The following is a 17239-nucleotide window of genomic DNA, read 5'->3' as shown; positions in this document are numbered from 1 at the left end:
CAGACCGGAACCCCACGCCATGGCCGAAACCCGCCACAGCAAGGCCCTGATTCTCGGTTCCGGTCCGGCCGGGCTGACCGCCGCCATCTATGCCGCCAGGGCCAATCTCAAGCCCATGGTGGTGGCCGGCCTGGAGCCGGGCGGCCAGCTGACCATCACCACCGATGTGGAAAACTATCCGGGCTTTGCCGAAGTCATCCAGGGACCGTGGCTGATGGAGCAGATGACCGCCCAGGCGGTCCAGGTGGGCACCGAGATCGTCAGCGACATCATCGTCCAGGTGGATCTGGACAGCCGCCCCTTTCGCGCCATTGGCGACGGCGGCGTGGTCTATACCGGCGATACCCTGCTGATCTGCACCGGCGCCCAGGCGCGCTGGCTGGGCCTGCCCAGCGAGGAGGCCTTTCAGGGCTTTGGCGTATCCGCCTGCGCCACCTGTGACGGGTTCTTCTTCCGCGACAAGGCGGTCGTCGTGGTCGGCGGTGGCAACACGGCGGTGGAAGAAGCCCTGTTCCTGACCAATTTCGCCAGCAAGGTCAGCCTGGTCCACCGCCGCGACACCCTGCGGGCGGAGAAGATCCTGCAGGACCGGCTGCTGGCCCACCCGAAGATCGAGGTGGTGTGGGACCACCAGGTTGACGAAATTCTCGGCACCGACCAGCCGAAAGGGGTCACCGGCCTACGCCTGGCCCATACCGGCACCGGCGCCACCAAGGAGCTGGCGGCGGATGGCGTATTCATCGCCATCGGCCACGACCCGGCGACCGGCCTGTTCCGCGGCAAACTGGATATGGACGCCAATGGCTATATCCGCACCCGGCCGGACAGCACGGCGACCAGCATCGCCGGCGTATTTGCCGCCGGCGACGTTAAGGACCATGTCTACCGCCAGGCGGTGACCGCCGCCGGCATGGGCTGCATGGCGGCACTGGAGGCGGAACGTTTCCTTGCGGCCCCGGGCATGGCCGCCGACACCCTGGCGGCGGAATAACCCTGCCGCATGAGCATCACGGCCCAGCCATGACGACACAGCCATGACAACCGGCGAACGCGCGCCCCGACCTGACCGCAGGTCCGCCACACCATGATGGATTGGGACCGGCTGCGGGTCTTTCACGAGGTGGCCAACGCCGGCAGCCTGACCCATGCGGGCGAGCATCTGGGCCTGAGCCAGTCCGCCGTCAGCCGTCAGATTTCAACCCTGGAAGACAGCCTCGGTACGCCGCTGTTCCATCGCCATGCGCGCGGCCTGGTGCTCACCGAGCAGGGTGAACTGCTGTACCAGACAGTGCATGAGGTCTTCGCCAAGCTGGCGATGACCGAATCGCTCATCACCGAAAGCCGCACCCGGCCCAGCGGAGAGTTGCGGGTGACCACCACCGTCGCCTTTGGCTCCCTGTGGCTGGTGCCGCGCATTCATGAGTTCACGGAGCTCTATCCGGAAATCAGCCTGAACCTGATTTTGTCCGACCAGCTCCTCGATCTTGGAATGCGCGACGCCGACTGCGCCATACGCCTGGAATGGCCACAGCAGCCTGACCTGATCCAGAGCCGCATCATCACGTTCAGCAATCACATCTATGCCGCGCCGTCCTATGTGGAGCGTCATGGCAAGCCGGAGACGCCGGAGGACCTGGACAATCACAAGCTGATCGCGTTCGGCACCGCCTCCAAGCCACCGGTGCCGGATATCAACTGGCTGCTGAAGCTGGGGGTGACGGGGAAGTCGCCGCGCCAGCCGCTGTTGCAGATCAACAATGTCTTCGGCATGTACCGCGCCGCCCTGGCCGGTATCGGCATCGTCACCCTGCCGGAATATATGGCGGAAACGCGCAATCTCGTGCGCCTGCTGCCGGACCACGCCAGCCGGCCGATCGACGCCTATTTCGTTTATTCGAGCGAATTGCGACGGTCCAAGCGGGTCGCCGTGTTCCGCGATTTTCTGGTATCGAAACTGACCGAGGCCAGAGTCTGATACCGCGCTAGGGCGCGAGCAGAAAACCCCGGAAACCCGCGCATTGTGTGACAGGTTTAGTGCCAGCCATGCGTCAGACGCATGGCTTGTCTGGCCAAACGACACTTCCTTCCGGGCAGGCACGATCCTAACTATGGAGCATCCGATCGAGACCTCCCGGACGTGGCCATCCCCTCCAGGTCACCCTGGGTGGCAGCCGGACAAACGGTGTTCCCCCCACCGCCCCGGTCCTCGACGCAAGAGCGCCGCATGGCGCACTGGCCGGGCCCTCGGGCCCGGCCTTTTTTTTGCTGCGCCGCCCGCTATGGCCGGGTCACATCCACAACCGCTCGCCGTCCAGCCCATCGTAGAGATGGGCGACAAACTCTCCATACCCGTTGAACAGGCGCGTCGGTACGCGTTCTCCACCGGTGCCGATCAGCTCTTCCGTCGCCTGGCTCCAGCGCGGATGGGGCACCTCCGGATTAACATTGGCCCAGAAGCCATATTCGCGATCCTGCAACTGCTCCCAGTAGGAGAGCGGACGCCGGTCGGTAAAGGTAAAGCGCGTGATGGACTTGATGGACTTGAAGCCATACTTCCATGGCAGGGCGAGGCGCAACGGCGCGCCATTCTGATTGGGCACCGGCTTGCCGTAGAGGCCGGTCACCAGAAAAGCCAGATCGTTGGTGGCCTCTTCGATAGTCAGGCCCTCGGTATAGGGCCACGGATACCAGAACTGACGCAGGCCTGGCGCCCAGTCCACCTCAGCGAAAGTCTCCATGCGCACATAGCGCACACCCGATGAAGGCGCGGCCAGGGCGACCAGCGTGCTCATGGGGAAACCGCTCCACGGCACGGTCATGGCCCAGGCCTCGACACAGCGATGGCGATAGACCCGTTCCTCCAACGGCATCATGCGGATCAGGGTGTCGATATCGAGCACCTGTTCCTTTTCAACCATGCCGTCGATGGTCACCGTCCAGGGCCGGGTCACCATCTCCCGGGCGGCCTTGGCGATGCGCTTGTGGGAGCCGAATTCATAGAAGTTGTTATAACTGGTGGCTGTCTCTTCATCAGTCAGCGGGCGCATGACCGTGTAGCGGTCATTGCGCGTCGCCGGATACAGATCAGCCGTCGGATCGGCGCTTGTTTCGGCCCACGCCGGCAGTGACGCGCCCGCCGCGATCAATGGTCCGGCGGCAAGCGCCTTTGCCAGGGTGCGACGCGTCAGATAGACCGATTCCGGCGTTGCCGCCGATTCCGGCAACTCCCATCCGCGTTTGACTCTGGTCAGCATGGGCGGCTCCACGTGGTTCAGCACCTGTGCTCAATGATCTGATTCACTACCAGCAATTGTCGCCGCCCGCGGCCTCCGCTCCAAGGACGAATGATCGCGGACCACGGCTTCGCGAGTCAAAGCTGCGTGATTGGCGTTGGCAGAGCGCTATGGCCCAAGCTCAGATCAACACACCGGTGGCGGTATATGACAAGGGCCCAAGCCAGGGATTAGACTTCAGAGACTCAAAGAAAGTATGAAGACCTGACCCGCCGTCCGCCGCGATCACGCCGGCCGGCCAACCGGACGCCTCCGCCCATGAGTGAAACCGCCACACCCCGACCCGAGGGCGGCATACGCCGCGTCCTGGCGGAGCGTGATTTCCGGGTCTACTTCGCCGGGTCATCCCTGTCGGTGCTTGGATTCTGGGTGCAGCGTCTGGCCATTCAGGCCGTCACCTGGAACCTCACCCACTCTCATTTCTGGTTGGGCATCATGGCCCTGGCCGATGTCGCCGCGGTCCTCGTTCTGGGACCGGTGGCCGGCGTCGTTACCGACCGCATGGATCGCTTCCGTTTGCTGCGCATCACCCAGACCCTTGCGGCGATCCTGGCAACGGTGCTGGCCGTGCTGACCTATGCCGGCGCCATAGACCGCTGGATCCTGCTGGCCCTGGTGCTCGCCGGGGGCACCGTCATGACGTTTAATATGCCGGCGCAGATGAGCGCGATCCCGCGTCTGGTCTCACGCAGAAACCTGGCCAGCGCCCTTGGCCTCAATGGCTCCATGGTGACCACGTCCATCTTTCTCGGACCCATGGTGGCCGGCCTTCTTATCGAGTTTGGTGGTGGCGCCGGCGCAGCCTTCCTGTTCAACGCCGTGACCTATGGTGTGTTCCTGATTGCCCTGATGGCCCTGCGCGTGACACCGCAACCACCCCGTATGCCGGATGCCACCACCAGCGTACGGCGCGAAGCCATGGCCGGGCTGCGCTATATCATTCATCATCCCGGCATCGGGCCGGTCTTTCTGCTGATGGTGATGGCCGGCGTCCTGATGCGCCCGGTCGGCGAGTTGCTGGCCGGTGTCGCCGGCGACATTTTCGGCAATGAGAGCTATCTGTTCTGGCTGGCTACCGCCCAGGGCGGCGGCGCCATGGTCGGCGGCCTGCTGCTGGCCCAGCGCGGTCGTACCGCCGGCCTGACCCAGCGTGTGCTCCTGGCCATCCTGGTTTCCACGGTTGCGGTGTTCGGCCTGTCGATCGCGCCGGTGCTGTGGGTCGCCCTCGCCCTGCTCTTCGCCTCCGGCGTGGCCACCGCCACCTATATCATCGGCTCCATCACCCTGGTGCAATCGGCGGTTGATGACGCCATGCGCGGCCGCGTCATGAGCTTCTGGGGCATGACCATGCGCGCGGCGCCGGCGCTGGGTGCGTTTGTCGTCGGCCGCATCGCCGATGGCGTGGGCCTGCGCTGGCCCATTGCCATCGCCGCCCTGCTCAGCCTGTCCGTATGGCTCTATGCCATGGCCCGGCGACGCCGGTTGGCAGCGATTCTGGAAAGTGAACCGGCGCCGGCGGGCAAGGCCTAAAGCAGGAGCAGGGCGGCGAGGCCAAGAAAAGTCAGAAAGCCCAGAACATCGGTCACCGTGGTCAGCAGTACACCGGACGCCGCCGCCGGATCGGCACCGACACGCTCCAGCCCCACGGGAATCAGGATTCCAGCCAGATTGGCGACGATCAGGTTGAGGAGCATGGACACCGCTATAACCGCGCCGATATCGACGCGGCCAAACCAGACAATCGCAACGACGCCGACCAGCCCCGCGAAGACAAGACCATTGAGCAGGCCGACCGTCACCTCCTTGGCCAGCGCCCGCAGCAGATTAGCCCGTGTCAATTGCTTCATGGCGATAGCGCGGACCACTACGGTCATGGTCTGGATGCCGGCGTTGCCGCCCATGGACGCGACAATCGGCATGAGAACCGCCAGGGCGACGATTTGCTCTATGGCAACCTGAAAGAAGCCAATCACAACAGACGCCGCGATCGCAGTCGCCAGGTTGACCGCCAGCCACGATCCACGCGCGACGGTGGTTTTCATGGTCGCGCGATAGAGGTCGGAACCAGAGACGCCGCCCAGGCGCATAAGGTCTTCATTGGCCTCTTCGTCGATCACGTCAACGATATCATCCACCGTAATCATGCCAAGCAGCCGACCGTCCTCGTCCACCACCGGGCCGGACACCAGGCCATAGCGACGAAACAGATGGGCCACGTCCTCCTGGTCCATGGTCACGGGAATGCGTTTCATATCGTCCTGACCGATGTCGGCAAGCGGCGTGGGTCGCCGCGTCGCCAGAACGCGGTGCAGCGGGATCGTCGCCACCGGCCGCCGGTCATCATCCAGCAGAATCACATCATAGAACCGCTCCGGCAGGCGGTCGGCCGCCCGAATGTGATCGATGACGTCGCCGACGGTCCATGTGTGCGGCGCGCTGAGGGTTTCGGGCACCATGAGTCGACCGGCGCTATCCTCCGGCCAGGCCAGCGATGCCTCCAGGGTGCGGCGTTCGGCGGGGGCCACGGCGTCCAGCACCTCACGCTGCGCCGCCGGGTGCATGTCCTCCAGCACTTCCACCGCTTCGTCGGTATCGAGAGCGGAGACGGCCAGCGCCACATCCTGCGCCGGCATGTCGCCCAGGAGCTCCTGCCGCAGGGTTTCATCGAGCTCCGGAAAGACATCGAAATCGAGGCGCGGCCCGAGGATACTCAGCAGACGGCTACGGTCCTCCGGCTCCAGGGATTCCACCAGATCCGCCATGTCGGACGGCGCCAGTCCCGCCGTAATGCGGAGCAATACGTCCTCGTCCCCGTCTTTCAAGGCATCGTTGATGCCATCAATGACGGCCGGGGTCAGACGGTCATCGGGGGACAAGGCCGGACGGCTGTCGTCCGACAGGTCCATGGCGGGCTTGTCAGACATGCACAGGCTCAGGTCTCGGGGCCCGGCCGCGGAGAGCCAGAGGGGCCGGCGCGGACGAGGCCGCCGGGCGGACCAGCCGGCCAGCCGTTCGACAGGTGGTGTGCGTCTGTTGCAGGGCGTCGTCCATAGCCCACAGGATAGCAGACTTTGAGCCGTGTTTTTGACCATCCCGCTGCCGGTGCGCCGCGCCGTGGCGGGCGGCGTCAATTCCGCCATTGACAGACGCAGCAGTTGACTGCATGAGCCGGCAGTGATCACGCTATCCTGCGCGCTACCGCACGCGGCAAGCAGGCCCGGCTGCACTTCAGACCCTCGGAACGGATTCCCCCAATGACCAGAACGCCCGCCACACGCAATCGCCCCATCGGCACCCTGGGGCCGGTTGCCGACCTGGAGAGCCACCTGCCCGCCGAGTGGTGGCGCGAGCTATTCGATTCGGTCTATCTGCAAACGGACGGCGACGTGGTGGAGAACGCGGTCAACACCCGGCACGAGGTGGATACCCTGTTGCAGGCCGCCAGCCTGGCGCCGACTGACCGGATTCTCGACCTGTGCTGCGGCCAGGGCCGCCACGTCATGGAGCTGGCCAGCCGCGGATTCGGACATGTGGTGGGCGTTGACCGTTCCCGCTATCTGATCCGCCTGGCCCGCCGCCGCGGCCGCTCTCAGGGTTTGCCGGTCACCTTCCACGACGGCGACGCCCGCCGTTTCCGCGTCGAGGAAGGCGGTTTTGACGCGGTCATCATGATGGGCAATTCGTTCGGCTATTTTTCCTCGCCCAAGGACGATGTGAAGGTATTGGAGCGGGTCAAGCGGGCTCTGCGTTCCGGCGGCACCTTTGCGCTCGACATCACCGACGGTGACTGGATGCGGACGCACTACGAACGCCGGACGTGGGAGTGGGTGGACCAGCAGCATTTCGTCTGCCGCGAGCGATCCCTCAGCGGTGACGGGGACCGGCTGATTTCGCGCGAGGTGGTGGTGCACAGCGAGCGCGGTGTCATTGCCGACCAGTTCTATGCGGAGCGGCTTTACTCCCGCCAGCGGATCGTCGAGTTGCTTGAATCACTGGGGTTCCAGACCGTCCGCGTGCACCAGAGCATCGAGGCGCAGTCTGATCGTGGCCAGGACCTTGGGATGATGGCAAACCGGCTGTTCATCACGGCCACAGCGCCGCGTCGGCCGGTGCGACCGGCCGCCGCCGGCCGCCCGCCACTGGCCGTAACGGTGGTCATGGGTGATCCCAGGATGCCGGATACGGTGAAACTGGGCGGCCAGTTCAACGCGGAGGATTTCGCCACGGTGCGGCGGCTGAAAGACGCCCTTGCCGAACTGCCTGGCTACAGCTTTTCCTACCTGGACAATCACGCCACGCTGGATACGGACCTCCGCGCTTCACGGGCTGATCTGGTGTTCAACCTGTGCGATGAAGGGTTTGACAATGACGCGCTGAAAGAGCTGCACGTCCCGGCCCTGCTGGAAATGATCGGCATTCCCTATACGGGCGCCGGACCGGCCAGCCTGGCCGCCTGTTATGACAAGGCCCTGGTGCGCGCGGTGGCAGCGGCGCTGGATATCCCGGTGCCACTGGAAACCTTCGTCCGGGCCGATGACCAGTCGGCAACTATTCCCGGCTCCTTCCCTGCCATCCTGAAGCCGAACCAGGGCGATTCAAGCATTGGCATCACCGCCAACGCCGTGGTCTCCACACCGCAGGAGCTGGTCAACTATCTCACCTCCATGCGCAATACCCTGGGCGCCCGACCGGTGCTGGTGCAGGAATATCTGACCGGCGCCGAATACAGCGTCGGGCTGCTGGGCAATCCCGGCCAGGAGCTCATACCCCTGCCCCTGCTGGAGGTAGATTTCAGCGGGCTTGATCCGGCCCTGCCGCGGATTCTTGGATACGAATCCAAGTGGGATCCCAAGTCGCCCTACTGGAACGATATCCGCTACAAAGAGGCGGACATCGACCCGGCGGTCGCCCGCAGCATGATCGAATACAGCACGCTGTTGTTTGAGCGCCTGGCCTGCCACGACTATGCGCGGTTTGACTTCCGGGCAGACAGCGACGGCAATGTGAAACTGCTGGAAGTCAATCCCAATCCGGGCTGGTGCTGGGACGGCAAGTTCAACCTGATGGCCGGTTTCGGCGGTATGTCCTATTCCGGGCTGTTGCAGCGTATTCTGGAGTCTGCCAGTCAGCGGCTGTCGACCGAAACACCGGATGCCCGGCAGGCAGCGCGTACCGCCACCTAGACCGGCGGTCAACGAAGCGACAGCATGGACCCTCAACACCGCCCGAGCGCGGCACAGATACCGCAGACCATCCGCCCATGGGCCTGAGAACCGCGCTGAACCGGCGGTTTCCGGTTTTCGACAAGCTTGAGCCGGCAACACTGGATGCGGGCCTGAAGACCGGTATCCGCGAATCGGTTGCAACCCATGCTCAGTCGGCGCTGACCACCGGAGTCTTTGTGGTCGGCCTGGCGCTGCAACTGGGCGCCAATAACGCCACTATTGGCCTGCTGGCCGCCATCCCGTTTCTGTCGCAACTGATGCAACTGCCCAGCATCTTCATTATCGAACGGGTGCGGAACCGACGCGGCATCTCCGTCATTTCGATGATCGTCAGCCGCAGCTTCCTGTTCGCCATTGCCGCCACGCCCCTGATACCCGACGACGTTCTGGCGCGACAGGTTCTGGTGGTCTCGCTGATCCTCTATGGCACAACCGGGTCGGTGTGCTCGTGCGCCTGGTCATCATGGATGCGCGATCTGGTGCCCGAGGATCGTATGGGTTGGTACTACGCCCGACGCATGTTCTATGGCATCGGCCTGGCGCTGGGCATCGGGTTGCTGGCCTCCGGCTTCATTGATCTTTGGCAGGCCTGGCTGCCGGACTTTGGCCGCCATGTCTATACGGTGGTATTCCTGGCCGGCGGCGTCATGGGTTTTGTTGATACCTGGCTGATTGCCCGCATGCCTGAAGCCTCTATGGCGAGACCGGCCAAGCCGTCACCCCTGCTGAAGCTGCTGTGGCAGCCGTTTCGCGATATTAACTTCCGACGCCTGCTGATGTTCCTGGTATCGTGGAACTTCGCCATCAACCTGGCGGCACCGTTCTTCACGGTCTATATGCTGACCCTGCTGAACATGCCCATGTCCCTGGTCATCATCATGACTCTTGTAAGCCAGGGGGCGAACGTGGCCTCCGTCAGGGTCTGGGGCCAGATGACGGACCGCTTCAGCAACAAGGCCGTATTGGGCGTGTGCGCGCCGCTGTTCATCTTCGCCATCCTGGGCTGGACCTTCACGACCTTTCCCGACCCGCACCGTTTTACCTTCGTTCTGGTCGTCACATTGCATGTGCTGATGGGCATCTCCACCGCCGGGGTGACGCTGGCGACCAGCAACATTGCTCTTAAACTGTCACCGCGCGGGGCGGCCACCAGCTATCTGGCGGCCAACAGCATCGGCAACTCTCTGGCGGCCGGGACCGCCCCCATCCTCGGCGGCCTGTTCGCCGATTTCTTTGCCAGCCAGGAACTATCCTGGATTTTGCAGTGGCGCAGCGGCGATGCCGAGGTGGTCATCCGCACACTCAGCTTCCGCTTCTGGGATTTCTTCTTCTTCCTGGCATTTCTACTGGGACTCTATTCCATCCACCGCCTGTCGCTGGTGCGCGAGGTGGGAGAAGTGCAGGAGCGCGTGGTGATCCGTGAGCTTCTGTCCCTGACCCGCCGCTCGTTTCGCAATCTGTCCAGCGTCGCCGGCCTACGGGTAGCCAGTTATTTCCCGTTCGCGGTCCTGCGCGAAGCCCGCAGTGCCTCCGTCTCGCCGCAGGAACAGGAAACCGAGGCCGCCCGGGCCGGAGAAAACGGCTCGCCGCCGGTGGTCAGCGGGCCTGCCGGGCCGGCAGATACCGGACCCTAGATCGCGCGGCCCTGTGCCAGCGGCGCCTGTGCCCGCAGACGCGCCGGTGGGAAATCCAGGCGGGCCGTGGTTCCCTCGCCGACCCGGCTGTCAAGGCGCAGGGCGCCCCCATGCAACTCAATCAGTGACTTGGTCAGGGCAAGGCCAAGACCGGTGCCGGCACGCGGCGCCCTTCCGTCATGGACCACCTGCTCGAAGGGCCGGGTCACCCGGTCAATCTCACCGGGCGGAATGCCGATGCCATTGTCCCGCACACATAAGGACAGACGGTCATCAACGCCCTCCACGCTCAGCACCACATTGCCGCCAGGCGGCGTAAACTTGACGGCGTTGGTCAGCAGGTTGAGCACCATCTGGCGAACCACCCGCTCGTCGGCCCACAAACGCACACCCACCGGCACGGCCATCTCCAGCATGATCTGGTCGCGCTCTGCCTGCGGCCGCAACTGGCGGAGCGCCGCGTCCGTGACTTCCGCCAGGTCAAACTCCGTTTCGTTCAGGACATAGCGGTTGGCTTCTACCTTCGACATGTCCAGAACATCATTGATCAGGGCCAGCAGATGCGCCCCGCTCTCATGGATATTGCCGGCATAGTCGCGGTAGGCGCTGCTGCCGAGGTCGCCGATCAGCTCCCCCTTCATGATTTCTGAAAAGCCCAGAATGGCGTTGAGCGGCGTGCGGAGTTCATGGCTCATATTGGCGAGAAACCGGCTCTTCGCCTCATTGGCTTCCTCGGCCCGGTGTTTTTCGCTTTCGAGAGCCGTGGCAAGAGCGCGCAGCTCCCGGCTCTGACGCTCCAGCGCGTCCTGGTTGACCTCCAGTTCCGTGACCTTTTCTTCCAGGCTGTGTTGCTGTTGTTCGAGACGGGTTTCGTAGGATCGGCGTTGAGTCACGTCGTGAACCATGGCCAGGAACATGCGCTGGCCGGATAGCTCCAGCGGTGTCACCGCAATGCGCAGCCAGACGGCGGTACCGTCCTTCTGGCGGTAGCGATTCTCCACCGAGTAAACACCTGGCGCTTCGCCGCTGGCGCGCCGGTCGAACCGTTGGCGAATGTCATCGACATCCTCCGCGAACATCAGGTCGAAGACCGTCATGCCGACCAGCTCGTCGCGCGGATAACCGTGCATGCGGGCCAGGGACTCATTGGCCTGGACCATTCGGCCATCGGTATCCACAATACCAATACCGTCAAGGCCATAGTCAAAGACCGACTGGTACAAGCGGCTGCGGTCCTGCAGCTCTTCCCGCTGTCGCATACGGTCGGTGGCATCGGCAAAGGTAGCCACGGCCGTCCACTGGTGGCCGGCTGCCACCCACGACACCAGCATACCGAGCCAGCGGGTTTCGCCGGCGGCGTCATAACGCACTGTGAACAGGCCCGATTGATCGGCTGCCGGCGACGCGGCCAGCCACTCCGTCAGTTGCGGGCGGTCCTGCGGTTCGATCAGGTCGGGCATCACCCGCCCGATCAGACCGTCAGGTGCCGTTGCAGAGAGGATCGCCCGAGCCGCCGGATTGGCCATGATGATGCGGCCGGCGGGGTCCATAGCAATGGCACCGCTGGCGCTGGCTTCGACCAGGACGCCGAGGGCCGGTGATTCCATGGGGCCACCCACAGGCGATGGGTCCACGGGCGATGGGTCCATTAGCGACGGCCTCACATCACGGGGGCTCAGGGCCGGCCATTGTGCGTGGCGGGTGTTAATTGGTCATTAACCGCAAATCGCCGCGACCGGGGCGCAAGGGCGAGTGGCGATAGCACCATGCCGGCGGGCCGCATCTGGCAACACTGTGTTTACCTCATTCGGCCACACTCCGCCGATGGATCGCCCCTTCACCCCCGCGGCCGGAGTCCGCTCATGACCGCGCCGGACACTGCTGTTTTGCCGGTTGCCGGCAACCCGCGCGAGCGGCACCAGGCCGAACCGCCAGCCGATACGGCCGCGGCCCCGTCTGCCGCCACAGCCCCCTATGACTTCGATCTGGTGGTGATCGGCTCCGGGCCCGGCGGCCAGCGCGCCGCGGTGCAGGCGGCCAAGCTTGGCAAGCGGGTCGCCGTGGTCGAGCGCAAAGCGGTCGTCGGCGGTGTGTGCATCAACACCGGCACCATTCCGTCCAAGACTCTGCGCGAAGCGGCCCTCCATCTGTCCGGCTATCGCGAGCGCAGCGTCTATGGCGCCTCTTATGCGGTAAAGGACCGCATCACCATGGACGATCTGCTGTTCCGCACCGATCAGGTGATCGAACGGGAGATCGAAGTGGTGCGCCACCAGATGAAACGCAACGGCGTCGAGCTGCTGTCAGCCACCGCCTCTTTCGCCGATCCGCATACCCTGCGGCTTGACTATCATGAAGGACGCGGCCAGCGCACCATTACGGCGGCGTTCATCATCATCGCCGTGGGTACCAGGCCCTCCAGCCATGCGATCTATGAGTGCGACGGCGTACAGGTGTGCGACAGCGATCAGATCCTGCGTCTGCCCACGCTTCCCCGCTCCATAGCGGTTGTCGGCGGCGGGGTCATCGGCTGCGAGTACGCCACGATCTTTTCCGCCCTCGGCGCACGGGTCACGCTGATTGATCGCCGTGACCGGCTCTTGCCCTTCATCGATCATGAGATCATCGACACCCTGGTCTATGTTCTGCGCAAGAACCGCATGACCCTGCGCCTGGGCGAGGATGTGGAGCGACTGGAAAGACACGCCGGGCGAGACAGCAAGGCCGTCTCGGTTCACCTCAAGAGCGGCAAGCAGGTTGCAGTAGACGTGGTGCTGTGCTGCATCGGCCGCGACGGAGCGACCGACGAGCTGAACCTGCCGGCGGCCGGCCTGCAGGCGGATGATCGCGGCTATCTTCAGGTTGACGGTCACTACCGGACATCGACCGCCAGCGTCTTCGCCGTCGGTGATGTGGTCGGCTTTCCCAGCCTCGCCTCTACCTCCATGGAACAGGGCCGGCTTGCCGCCTGCGCCGCCTTCGGTCTGGAAACACAGTCCACCCCCGACCTCTTTCCCTATGGCATCTACACCATTCCGGAGATTTCCGTGGTTGGCCGCACGGAGCAGGAACTGACCGCCGACAGTGTGCCCTATGATGTGGGACGCGCCAGCTATGACGAAATTGCCCGCGGGCAGATTTCCGGCGGCGCGTTCGGTGTTCTCAAGATCCTGTTCCACGCCGAGACACGTCATGTGCTTGGCGTCAGCATCGTCGGTGAGGGCGCCACGGAGCTGATCCACATCGGCCAGGCGGTGATGGCCCTGGGTGGGACGCTCGACTATTTCGTCAACAGCGTCTTCAACTATCCGACGCTCGCCGAGTGCTACAAGACGGCCGCCTTCGACGGCATCAACCGTCTGGCCTGAGGCCTTTGCGGTCCGGCTTTTGCCGCCGTTGCGCCAGACGCAGCGCCTGCAGAACCTGACGGCCGGCCACTGCCTCTGCTCCGCCGCCAGGTTTGCCGCCATCGTCCAGGGCACGCAGCAGGGCCGCCACCTGCAGCTCCAGCAGGGCCGGATCAGGCTGTGCGCCCGCCGGCAGATCGCGCAGATAGTCGCAGATCAGGCGACCGATGGCCGCCGCCAGATCATATCCGGCAACCGCGGTGACGCCGGCAATGTCGTTGGCGGTGCGCATCAGACTGTCCAGCGGTGTATCCCCCTGGCCCGGCAGCGGGCCGGAAAATGGCGACGGTCGGGCGCGGTAGGCACCGAGCGCCCTCCGCAAGGTGGTCGCCTGCTCGCCGGCCCAGCCGCTGGTATGAACACTCAGCCGGGATACCGCTGCATCCGCTTTGTGCAACCTGGCTTCTTCCAGGGGCGACAGTCGGCGCACCACCTCAGCTGACCCGTCGCCAGCTACGGGCCGTTTCACGACGCGTCAGGCGTTCCTTGAGATGCTCTGTGCGTTTGACATTACCGACATCGCCTTCCTGACCAAACCGCCGGTCGGGGCCCGTATAGGCCGGATCATGACGGCGACGCCGGTCAGGCCCGATATAGGTGGAGCAGCGAATGAAGGGGCGCGGCTCCTCTATGATCGCCAGCAGCCGCTCATAGAGGGCGCGCACAGTGATCGGTTTGGCGAGGAACTCCGTCACACCGGCGTCACGCGCCTCGCGAACCTGGCGAATAGCGGTGTTGGCGGTCAGCATGATGATTGGCACGGATGGATCCGGGCTATCGCGGGCGGTTCGCGTCATCTGCGTAAAGGTCAGCCCGTCTATGGGCGACATAAGATAGTCGACAATCACGATATCGGCGGCAAAGCGTTTAAGCACATCGAACGCCTCGGCACCGTCATTGGCTTCCTGAATACTTTGCACACCAAGGCCGTTCAGCGCCGTCCGCAGAACCGACAGAATGTGCTTGTTGTCGTCCACAAGCAGCAGGTTCAGACGACTAAGGTCATAGTCCTTCATGAGCGGCACGTTCCCTGACCAGCAAGCCGGGACAGCCTAACGTCATCCTATCTAATAAAGTGTAAACTATTACTGTTATTCAATCATTGCTTGTATCAGAGGGTGGCGGGCCTTGGCCCCCCTGTCGCCCAGTCCAGCAGCTCCACCGTATGAACCAGTGGCAGGGCATCCGACGCGGCGGCCAGATGGGTCATGCAGCCGATATTGCCCGAAGCGACCGCCACCGCCCCGCTGCGGCGGAGAACCACCCATTTGCGCGCGCGCAGGTCTGCCGCCATATGCGGCTGGGTCAGGTTGTAGGTGCCAGCGGAACCGCAGCAGAAGTCGGGCCCGGCGACCGGTCGCAGGGCAAATCCGGCGGCCGTCAGAAGTGCCGCATGATGGTCGGCGCCTTTCTGGCCGTTGCTGAGCGAGCAGGCCGCCTGATAGGCCAGCACCGGCTTTGTCCCGGATGCCCCCACCGCGCCCTGTGGCAGGCCCACCTGGACCAGAACTTCACCGATGTCACGGACCCGTTCGGCAAAACTTTGCGCCAGCGCCGCCCGCTCAGGATCGCCGGCCAGCATGTGGCCATAGTCCTTGAGGACCACACCGCAACCACCCGCATTGGTGACAATGGCGTCCACCGGTCCGTTTTCGAGCGCCGCAGCAAAAGCGCGCAAATTGGCAGCGGCCAGATGCAGGGCCCGCGCCTCTCGCCCCATGTGATGGGACAGGGCGCCGCAACAGCCGCTGCCCGTGGGCACCACCACCTCACAGCCGGCCCGCCGCAACAGCCGCACCGTTGCCTCATTGATGGATGGTGCCAGCACAGTCTGTACGCAGCCCGGCAGCAGCATGACCCGCCGACGTGGCCCGTTCCCGGCGAAACCCCCGGCAGGCTTGGTGGCGAAATAACTGGCCGGCCGATCTACGGGCGATGGCGGCGGCAAGACCCCGGGCAACAGACCGAGCGTCCGACCGACGGCGCCAGGCCAGCGCAGCCTGAACAGGCCGGCGGCGCGGCGCAGGGCTATGCCGGCAAGCGCCGCCAGGCGGAACAGGCCAGGCCGCGTCAGGACCGCATCAAGCCCACCGCGCAGCACGCGATCGGCCAGCGGCCGCGGCACATCACGCTCGATGCGAACCCGCGCCAGATCCACCAAGTGCTGATAGTCAACGCCCGAGGGACAGGCGGTCTGGCAGGCGAGACAAGACAGGCATCGGTCGATGTGGCGGCTTTCACCGGGCGCCATCCGGCCGCTTTCCAGCATGTCCTTGATCAGCCAGATACGGCCTCGCGGGCTGTCCCGCTCGTCGCCCGCCACCTGATAGGTGGGGCAGGCCGGCAGGCAAAAGCCGCAATGGACACAGGCGCGCAAAATCGACTCCGCCATGCGGATGGCCGGATCACTCTTCTGTTCGGCGCTGAAGCTGACCTGCATCCTATGCGCCCTCGACCATGCGACCAGGATTGAGCACGCCGGCCGGGTCAAAACCGGACTTGACGCGACGGGACAGCGCGGCGCGGCCGTCCGGTTCCGGCTGGAACACCGGTATGGTGCGTCGCAGATCGGCCGGCGCGCGAACCAGCGCCGCATGACCGCCCAGAGTTTGCGCCGCCCGCCGCAGGTCACCGGCCGTATCGCGTGTCACAGCCGCCGCGGTGGCAAGCCAGACGAGACCGCCGCCCCAGTCGAAGAAGCTGCGTCCGCCCACGGCCCGGCCAAAGGCCGCAGCCAGGCCGGGACCGGCGGCGGCCGGGACAACAATCCGCCACAAACAATCATCGCCGGCCTCTCCCCCAATCAGCGGCCAGACATCGCGCACCGCCAGCCATGCCTTGTCAGCCACCGCCGGCGGCACCGCATGCCACGGCGGCGAACCTTCCGCCGCCGCCAGAAGGTCACCCAGGGAATCCGCCCGCGACGCAACGGAGCGCGGAAAGCCTTCCAGGCGCACGAGGGTCAGCGATCCGCTGTCACCACCGGCAAGTCCACTGGCAAGTCTACTGGCAACGGCGGCCGGCAGATGTGCCGCACCAGACACTTCATAGGGGCTGTTGAGGGCCGCCGACAATGCGCGCCCTGCTTCCTCTTCCGTCAGGCCGCTTGTCGCCAGCGTACAACGGTCGGCCGGCGCCGGCACCACCCGGATAGTCACTTCGGTCAGCACCCCCAACGTGCCAAAAGCACCGGCCATCAGCTTCGGCAGGTCATAGCCCGTAACGTTCTTCACCACCTTGCCACCGGCATGGAATATCTCAGCCCGGCCACTGACCGCCTGGAACCCGACGAAGTGGTCACGCGCGGCCCCGGCCTTCACCCGACGTGGCCCCGACAGATTGGTGGACAGACAACCGCCGAGGGTGCCGGCCGTCGCCGCACCGAACAGGAAACGCGGATCGGGCGGCTCGAATGCCAGCATTTGACCGGCCGCCGCGAGCGCCGCCTCTATCTCCGTCATGGTGGTGCCCGCATGGGCGGTCAGGACCAGCTCCTGCGGCTCATAGCTGATGATCCCGGCAAGACGCTCCAGCACCAGCTTGTGCTGGGCGGCCACCGGTCGGCCATAGGAGTCCCTGGAGCCATGACCCTGCACCGCCAGTGGCACGGTGCCGGAGACGGCCCAGGCGAGGATTTCGCGCACTTCGGCCGTGCTGGTCGGACTAAGTATGGTGGCCAT

Annotated in this window: 13 protein-coding genes; 6 read left to right on the top strand and 7 right to left on the bottom strand. The window is 64.7% G+C overall.

Annotated elements, in window-relative coordinates:
- Positions 1 to 19 precede the first annotated feature (19 nt).
- Positions 20 to 991: a thioredoxin-disulfide reductase gene (gene trxB / locus RIE31_05245; GenBank protein MEQ8640002.1), complete on the top strand. Its 972-nt coding sequence runs from the start codon at positions 20 to 22 to the stop codon at positions 989 to 991.
- A 96-nt stretch (positions 992 to 1087) separates the two neighbouring features.
- Positions 1088 to 1975 carry a LysR family transcriptional regulator gene (locus tag RIE31_05240; protein MEQ8640001.1) on the top strand — a complete coding sequence of 296 codons (888 nt, stop codon included), beginning with the start codon at positions 1088 to 1090 and terminating at the stop codon, positions 1973 to 1975.
- A gap of 313 nt (positions 1976 to 2288) precedes the next feature.
- On the opposite strand, the gene msrP is transcribed toward RIE31_05240, so the two are convergent.
- Positions 2289 to 3254 carry a protein-methionine-sulfoxide reductase catalytic subunit MsrP gene (gene msrP, locus RIE31_05235; protein ID MEQ8640000.1) on the bottom strand — a complete coding sequence of 322 codons (966 nt, stop codon included), beginning with the start codon at positions 3252 to 3254 and terminating at the stop codon, positions 2289 to 2291.
- 297 nt (positions 3255 to 3551) lie between these two features.
- On the opposite strand from msrP, the gene RIE31_05230 reads away from it, so the two are divergent.
- The gene (locus RIE31_05230) at positions 3552 to 4823 is read left to right on the top strand and encodes an MFS transporter (GenBank protein ID MEQ8639999.1); all 1272 of its coding nucleotides are present in this window, start codon (positions 3552 to 3554) and stop codon (positions 4821 to 4823) included.
- Here RIE31_05230 and mgtE read toward each other — a convergent pair.
- Positions 4820 to 6217: a magnesium transporter gene (gene mgtE, locus RIE31_05225; protein ID MEQ8639998.1), complete on the bottom strand. Its 1398-nt coding sequence runs from the start codon at positions 6215 to 6217 to the stop codon at positions 4820 to 4822. The genes RIE31_05230 and mgtE overlap by 4 nt on opposite strands.
- Before the next feature lie 330 nt (positions 6218 to 6547).
- Here mgtE and RIE31_05220 point away from each other — a divergent pair, with 330 nt between their 5' ends.
- Entirely contained in the window at positions 6548 to 8476 is a 1929-nt protein-coding gene (locus RIE31_05220; protein ID MEQ8639997.1) for a methyltransferase domain-containing protein, read from the top strand.
- A gap of 77 nt (positions 8477 to 8553) precedes the next feature.
- The gene (locus tag RIE31_05215; protein MEQ8639996.1) at positions 8554 to 10152 is read left to right on the top strand and encodes an MFS transporter; all 1599 of its coding nucleotides are present in this window, start codon (positions 8554 to 8556) and stop codon (positions 10150 to 10152) included.
- Here RIE31_05215 and RIE31_05210 read toward each other — a convergent pair.
- Complete coding sequence (locus RIE31_05210) at positions 10149 to 11759, bottom strand: PAS domain S-box protein (GenBank protein MEQ8639995.1); 1611 nt, start codon at positions 11757 to 11759, stop codon at positions 10149 to 10151. The genes RIE31_05215 and RIE31_05210 overlap by 4 nt on opposite strands.
- Positions 11760 to 12014: 255 nt before the next feature.
- On the opposite strand from RIE31_05210, the gene sthA reads away from it, so the two are divergent.
- Positions 12015 to 13520, top strand: coding sequence for a Si-specific NAD(P)(+) transhydrogenase (gene sthA / locus RIE31_05205; protein ID MEQ8639994.1), 1506 nt, complete (start codon positions 12015 to 12017; stop codon positions 13518 to 13520).
- Here sthA and RIE31_05200 read toward each other — a convergent pair.
- The 4 genes from RIE31_05200 to glcE form a co-directional block, all read right to left on the bottom strand.
- The gene (locus tag RIE31_05200) at positions 13504 to 14028 is read right to left on the bottom strand and encodes a hypothetical protein (GenBank protein ID MEQ8639993.1); all 525 of its coding nucleotides are present in this window, start codon (positions 14026 to 14028) and stop codon (positions 13504 to 13506) included. The genes sthA and RIE31_05200 overlap by 17 nt on opposite strands.
- A complete protein-coding gene (locus tag RIE31_05195) occupies positions 13994 to 14575 on the bottom strand; it encodes a response regulator (GenBank protein ID MEQ8639992.1) in 582 nt (193 codons plus the stop codon). The genes RIE31_05200 and RIE31_05195 overlap by 35 nt, the downstream gene beginning before the upstream one ends.
- Before the next feature lie 95 nt (positions 14576 to 14670).
- Positions 14671 to 15999: a heterodisulfide reductase-related iron-sulfur binding cluster gene (locus RIE31_05190; protein MEQ8639991.1), complete on the bottom strand. Its 1329-nt coding sequence runs from the start codon at positions 15997 to 15999 to the stop codon at positions 14671 to 14673.
- A 1-nt stretch (position 16000) separates the two neighbouring features.
- A complete protein-coding gene (glcE, locus tag RIE31_05185; GenBank protein ID MEQ8639990.1) occupies positions 16001 to 17239 on the bottom strand; it encodes a glycolate oxidase subunit GlcE in 1239 nt (412 codons plus the stop codon).

It is taken from the genome of Alphaproteobacteria bacterium (assembly GCA_040218575.1).
Classification (GTDB): Bacteria; Pseudomonadota; Alphaproteobacteria; order JAVJRE01; family JAVJRE01; genus JAVJRE01.
The sequence above is the reverse complement of the archived record's forward strand: the minus strand, read 5'-3'. Positions and strand labels throughout refer to the sequence as shown.